The sequence below is a fragment of the Streptomyces sp. YS-3 genome, from assembly GCF_045257485.1.
Taxonomy (GTDB): domain Bacteria; phylum Actinomycetota; class Actinomycetes; order Streptomycetales; family Streptomycetaceae; genus Streptomyces.
This window is the reverse complement of the sequence record NZ_JBJHPC010000493.1, coordinates 1-5,441: the sequence shown is the minus strand read 5'-3', so window position 1 is coordinate 5,441 and position 5,441 is coordinate 1. Positions and strand designations below refer to the sequence as shown.

Annotated in this window: 7 protein-coding genes and 1 pseudogene; 4 read left to right on the top strand and 4 right to left on the bottom strand. The window is 73.6% G+C overall.

Annotated features, from left to right (window positions below; genetic code table 11):
- Positions 1-246: pseudogene (locus ACJA3G_RS29020) on the top strand (alpha-L-glutamate ligase); the annotation flags it as partial.
- Here the strand turns inward: ACJA3G_RS29020 and ACJA3G_RS29015 are convergent.
- Both ACJA3G_RS29015 and ACJA3G_RS29010 read right to left on the bottom strand, forming a co-directional pair.
- Complete coding sequence (locus ACJA3G_RS29015; RefSeq protein WP_406556006.1) at positions 194-820, bottom strand: histidine phosphatase family protein; 627 nt, start codon at positions 818-820, stop codon at positions 194-196. The pseudogene ACJA3G_RS29020 and the gene ACJA3G_RS29015 overlap by 53 nt on opposite strands.
- Positions 821-983: 163 nt before the next feature.
- Positions 984-1,646 (bottom strand): transcriptional regulator, encoded by a 663-nt coding sequence (locus tag ACJA3G_RS29010; RefSeq protein WP_406556005.1) that lies wholly within the window; start codon positions 1,644-1,646, stop codon positions 984-986.
- A 196-nt stretch (positions 1,647-1,842) separates the two neighbouring features.
- Here ACJA3G_RS29010 and ACJA3G_RS29005 point away from each other — a divergent pair, with 196 nt between their 5' ends.
- Together ACJA3G_RS29005 and ACJA3G_RS29000 are read left to right on the top strand one after the other, a co-directional pair.
- Positions 1,843-3,030: a cytochrome P450 gene (locus tag ACJA3G_RS29005; RefSeq protein ID WP_406556004.1), complete on the top strand. Its 1,188-nt coding sequence runs from the start codon at positions 1,843-1,845 to the stop codon at positions 3,028-3,030.
- Positions 3,031-3,042: 12 nt separating this feature from the next.
- On the top strand, positions 3,043-3,234 hold the full coding sequence (locus ACJA3G_RS29000; RefSeq protein WP_406556003.1) for a ferredoxin: 192 nt from the start codon (positions 3,043-3,045) through the stop codon (positions 3,232-3,234).
- Between the two features lie 58 nt (positions 3,235-3,292).
- Here the strand turns inward: ACJA3G_RS29000 and ACJA3G_RS28995 are convergent, their stop codons facing one another.
- Positions 3,293-3,745, bottom strand: a complete 453-nt coding sequence (locus tag ACJA3G_RS28995; RefSeq protein WP_406556002.1) for a nitroreductase family deazaflavin-dependent oxidoreductase — start codon at positions 3,743-3,745, stop codon at positions 3,293-3,295.
- 113 nt (positions 3,746-3,858) lie between these two features.
- Positions 3,859-4,350: a DUF2269 family protein gene (locus ACJA3G_RS28990; protein WP_406556001.1), complete on the bottom strand. Its 492-nt coding sequence runs from the start codon at positions 4,348-4,350 to the stop codon at positions 3,859-3,861.
- Positions 4,351-4,594: 244 nt separating this feature from the next.
- Here ACJA3G_RS28990 and ACJA3G_RS28985 point away from each other — a divergent pair, with 244 nt between their 5' ends.
- On the top strand, positions 4,595-5,326 hold the full coding sequence (locus ACJA3G_RS28985; protein ID WP_406556000.1) for an SDR family NAD(P)-dependent oxidoreductase: 732 nt from the start codon (positions 4,595-4,597) through the stop codon (positions 5,324-5,326).
- The last annotated feature ends 115 nt before the right edge of the window (positions 5,327-5,441 follow it).

Sequence of the window (5,441 nt, the reverse complement as noted above, 5' to 3'; positions counted from 1 at the left end):
CTGCCGCCCGGCCGGGCCGCGCTGGCGCTGCGGGTGGGGGAGACGTACGCCCTGGACGTGTACGGGGTCGACATCGTCGACGCGGACGGCGGCCCGGTCATCGTGGACGTCAACGCCTTTCCCGGGATACGGGGTCAGCTCGGCGCCCCCGAGGCCCTCGCGGAGCTCGCCCTGGCGGCGGGGAGCGGCCGGCTCATCCCGCGGTCGCGGGTACGCCCTGCGCGGGAGTCGTGTTCCACGCCGTGATCACCGGCCGTCCGTGCTCGGTCCCCAGCCGCGACACGGCTCCGGTGCCGAGCAGGAACAGCGCCCCGGAGGCGGCGGGCAGCCCGAGGTAGCGGGCGGTCAGGACGCGCAGGAAGTGCGAGTGGGCGACGAGGGCGACATCGGCGCCGTCGTCCGGGCCGCCCAGCGCGGCCACGGCCTCCGCGAGCACCCGGTCGGCCCGCTCGCCGACCTGTTCGGCGTTCTCGCCCGGGTGCGCGGCGGGCCCGGGGGCGACCCCGTCCGTCCACAGGTTCCAGTCGGGGCGGTCGCGCTGGATCTCGGGGGTGGTGACGCCCTCGTACGCTCCGTAGTCCCACTCGCTCAGGTCCGGGCGCACCCGGGGGGCGGTGAGTCCGGCGAGCTCGGCGGTGCGCCTGGCCCGGGTCGTGGGGCTGACCAGGGTGAGCCCGATCCGGCGTCCGGCGAGCAGCGGCGCCACCGCGCGGGCCTGGGCCTCGCCGTGTCCGGTGAGCGGCAGGTCGGTGTGGCTGGTGTGCTGCCCGGTCAGGCTCCACGCCGTCTCGCCGTGCCGGATGAGGATCAACTCGCCCATGGATCGTTCCCGTTCTCCGCGACCGGCCGCCGGGCTCCTCCCGCCGGACCGTGTAGGGCACAACCAACCGGCGCGGAGTGACATTCCGGCAGGTGGGGCCGGTGGCGGAGATCACGCACGACGGACCGGGTCCCGGTCGGCGGGCGCGGCGGGTTCCGCGCGCTCATCTGTCGGCCAGTGTGTTCCAGAACATCGCCTCGTAATTCTGGAGCAGGCGGCCGTAGCGGCGCGCGGGAGCGGTCCCGGCCTCGGAGCGGACGCCCGAGGCGACCGCCGCCAGGGCCTGGCGTTCCAGCTCGGGCGCGGGCTCGGCGAAGAAGTCGAAGAAGCCGCACGCCTCGTCCGGGAAGCCGTAGCGGGCGCGCAGCGCCTCGGCCACGGTGGCGCAGTAGCCGCCCCACGCCGCGAAGTTGGCGGTGAGCGCCAGCGCGACCGACGGCGGTTCGCCGTTCAGGGCCAGCCAGGCCACCTGGGCCGGATACGCCTGGCAGCCGGCCAGCGGCTCGTACCGCCCGACGGCGTCCGCGTCGAGTCCGCAGGCGCTCTCGTACGCGCCGAGCCGCTCCAGCGCCAGTCGTTCGCCGGTCGCCAGCGAGCCGAAGAACTCCGCGCACGCCGGATTGCCCGCCTGCGCCGAGCGGTCCGCGAGGAAGGTGAAGGCGCGCAGGTCGGAGGCGATGACATGGCGCTGTTCGAGGGCCAGCGCGGCCAGTGTGTGGAGGGTGGCCGAGCCCTCCGCGATCCGGGGCACCAGCCGGTTGGCGTCCTTCGCGGGAGCGAGCTCCGCCGTGATCCGCTCCACCAGTTCCCGGGCCGTCTCCGCCATACGGGACCCCTTCTTCCGTGTGCGCTCGTGCTGCCCAGGCTCTCATGCGGGCAGGGGACGAGGGGGTCCGATCGGGCGGAAACCGGCCGGATCGTCCTGTGCGGGTGATTCGGCCGAACTCCGCATAGACCATTTAGCTGCCTTGGGCATGTAGTGGAGATCGGCAAGACGGACTCTTCGCTTGCGAGGTTGACCCATGACCGGAACCGTCTCCTTCCCCCAGGACCGCACCTGCCCCTACCGCCCGCCCACCGCGTACGAGCCGCTGCGCCGGGGCGGCCCGCTGTCGCGGGTGCGGCTCTTCGACGGCCGCGCCGCGTGGTTCGTGACCGGCCACGCCGAGGCACGGGCGCTGCTCGTCGACCCGCGCCTCTCCTCCGACCGGCTCCACCCGGACTTCCCGACGGCCACCGAGCGGTTCGCCGCCCTCAACGAACGCCGCACGGAACTCCTCGGCGTGGACGACCCCGAGCACAACACCCAGCGCCGCAAGGTCATCCCCGGCTTCACCCTCAAACGCACCGCCGCCCTGCGGCCGATGATCCGCGCGACCGTGGACGGGCTGCTGGACGTGCTGGTCGAGAAGGGGCCGCCGGCCGACCTGGTCACCGCGTTCGCGCTGCCGGTGCCGTCCATGGTGATCTGCTCGCTGCTCGGCGTGCCCTACGACGACCACGACTTCTTCGAGGAGCAGTCCCGGCGGCTGCTGCGCGGTCCGGCCCCGGCCGACACCCGGGACGCCCGCGACCGGCTGGACGCCTATCTGGGCGAGTTGATCGACTACAAGGTCCGCGAGCCGGGTGACGGGCTGCTCGACGAGCTGGTCGAGGACCAGTTGCGCACGGGCGGCATGGACCGTACCGAACTGGTCCGGATGGCGGTGCTGCTGCTGGTCGCCGGGCACGAGACGACCGCGAACATGCTGTCGCTGGGGACGTTCACGCTGCTCGAACACCCAGAGCGGCTGGCGGAGCTGCGGGCGGACCTCTCGCTGATGCCGGTGGCGGTCGAGGAGCTGATGCGCTTCCTCTCCATCGCCGACGGCATCCTGCGGGTGGCCACCGAGGACATCGAGGTGGCCGGGAGCGTGATCCGCGCCGGCGAGGGCGTCGTACTCGCCACCTCCATGATCAACCGGGACGGTTCGGTCTACCCGGACGCGGACACCCTCGACTGGCGCCGCCCGGCCCGCCACCACGTGGGCTTCGGGTTCGGCATCCACCAGTGCCTGGGGCAGAACCTGGCGCGGGCCGAGCTGGAGATCGCCCTGGGTGCCCTGCTCACACGGCTGCCGGGGCTGCGGCTCGCGGCGCCGGCCGAGCGGATCCCGTTCAAACCGGGCGACACCCTTCAGGGGATGCTGGAACTCCCCGTCACTTGGTAGTGGAGTGGGCTCATGAAGATCAGCATCAAGGGTGACGTCTGTATCGGCTCGGGGCAGTGCGTCCTGACGGCGCCGGGGGTGTTCACCCAGGACGACGACGGGTTCAGCGAGTTGCTGCCGGGGCGCGCGGACGGCGGGGGAGACCCCATGGTCCGCGAGGCGGCCCGCGCCTGCCCGGTGCAGGCCATCTCGCTCGCGGACTGACACCGGCTGGGGGTACGGCACGGGGACACCGTGCCGTACCCCCAGCCACGCGCGGTCGTCAGCGGCCGGTGTGCCGCAGCCGTACGACGGGGATGTCCCGCTCGGTCTTCTTCTGGTAGTCCGCGTACGGCGGGAACACCTCCACCAGATGCGGCCACACCCGCGCCTTCTCCTCGGGGGAGAGGGTCTCGGCGCGGGCGGGGAACCGCTCGGTGCCGATCCGGACGCTGACGTCCGGCTCCTCCATGAGGTTGAGGTACCAGAGCGGGTGGTCGTCGGAGCCGCCCTTGGAGGCCACGATCAGGTAGTCGTCGCCGTCGCGCCCGTAGATCAGCACGGTGCGGCGTACGGCGCCGGTGCGCCGGCCGACGTAGTCCAGGAGCAGGCACGGGGCGCCGTGCATGGTCGTTCCCTTGGTGCCGCCCGACTCCTCGTACAGCCGGGCCTGTTCGGCCACCCAACCGGTCGGGCTGATCTCCACCGCGCCGCCGTCGCCGGGTTTCAGAGCCACTGCGTCCTCCTTCGCCGAGGGTGAGTCGCCTTCCAGCCTGCACCACGGCGCGAAGTCGCGTCGTGGGGGCGCACCGGGGCGGCCGGAAACGTCTCCTCGCGCCCGCGCGGCCGTCAGCCTCCGGTGGTGGAGCCGGGCCGCAGGACCATGAGGACGGTCACCGCCGCCCACAGGAGGTTGAACACCCCGGTGTACATGGCGAGTTGGACGGTCCGGCGGACCTCCGGGGCGCCCGCGGGCGCGGTCCGCGCCTCGGCGGCGGCCGTGTCGAGCCCGGTGAGTATCGCGTCCTGGCGGGGCAGGACGAGCGCGATGAGCGCGCCCGCCGCGAGCGTCGTCAGCACGATGGAGACGATCAGCCAGGTGTCGCCGAGGATGTGCATATTGCTGGCCGTGGCGAACCCGAGGACGGGCACCGCGACGCCCACGGCGGCGTAGACCCGGCAGATCCGGTACAGCAGCCGCACCGACGCCAGCGCCTGCGCGTCGCCCGGCGCGGCCAGGGCCCGCCGGGCGGTGGGCGGGAACATGCTGGCGGCCACGGCGACCGGTCCGACGGCGAGGATCGCGGCCAGGATGTGCACGGTGAGCAGGAACTTCGTCACGGGCTGAGGCACTTTCGTACGGGCGTGCGGGCTTCCGGACGAAAGCCCCGGCCGACGCTATGGCGTGGCCGGGTGCGGGAGAAGTGGCGGGAGTGCCAGCCTCCAACGGATTTCCGCCAGGCCCACGGGTGGGCCTGCTCGTTCGCCGTCCACAGGCTCCGGGGCGCTGTCGGTGCCCGGTCCTACGATGGGCGGAAGATCACTTCATCGGGAGTGGTCGTCCGCTCGTCGTCGGAGGTATTTCGTGGAGCAGAGATCGGTCACCGTCGTCACCGGCGGCAGCCGTGGGATCGGCGCCGCGGTCTGCGCCCGGCTCGCCGCCGACGGCCACGACGTGGTGGTGGGCTACCGCTCGGACGCGGCAGCCGCCGAAGCCGTGGCCGAGCAGGTGCGCGCGGCGGGCCGCAGGGGCCTGGCGGTGGCGGTCGACACCGCGGACGAGGCCTCGGTGGACGGGCTCTTCGACGCCGCCGCCGCGCTCGGCCCGGTCACCGGGCTGGTCAACAACGCGGGGGTGAGCGGCCCCAACGGCCGTCTGGCGGACGCCGACGCGGAGGGGATGCGCCGGGCCATCGACGTCAATGTGCTGGGCTATCTGCTCTGTGCCCGCCGGGCCGTGCGCGACATGGCGGCGCGGGGCGGCGGCTCCATAGTCAACATCTCCTCGGCCGCCGCCACCCTGGGCAGCCCCGGTCAGTACGTGCACTACGCCGCCACCAAGGCCGCGGTCGACGCCATGACGGTGGGTCTGGCCAAGGAGGTCGCGGCCGACGGGATCCGGGTCAACTGCGTGGCGCCGGGCATCATCTGGACCGGCTTCCACGAGGACCCGGAGCGCCCCGCGAAGCTCGCCGGCACCATCCCGATGGGCCGCGCCGGGCGGCCGGACGAGATCGCCGGGGCGGTCGCCTGGCTCCTCTCCGAGGACGCCTCGTACGCGACGGGGACCGTCCTGCGGGTGGCGGGCGGGATGTAGCCGGGGACCGGCGCCCGCGCCCCGGCGTCAGGTGACGGGTCCGGGCGAGGGCGCCGGGTCCGGCACCGGGTCGGGCCCCGGCGGGTTGGGCACGGGATCCGGCTCCGGTACGGGC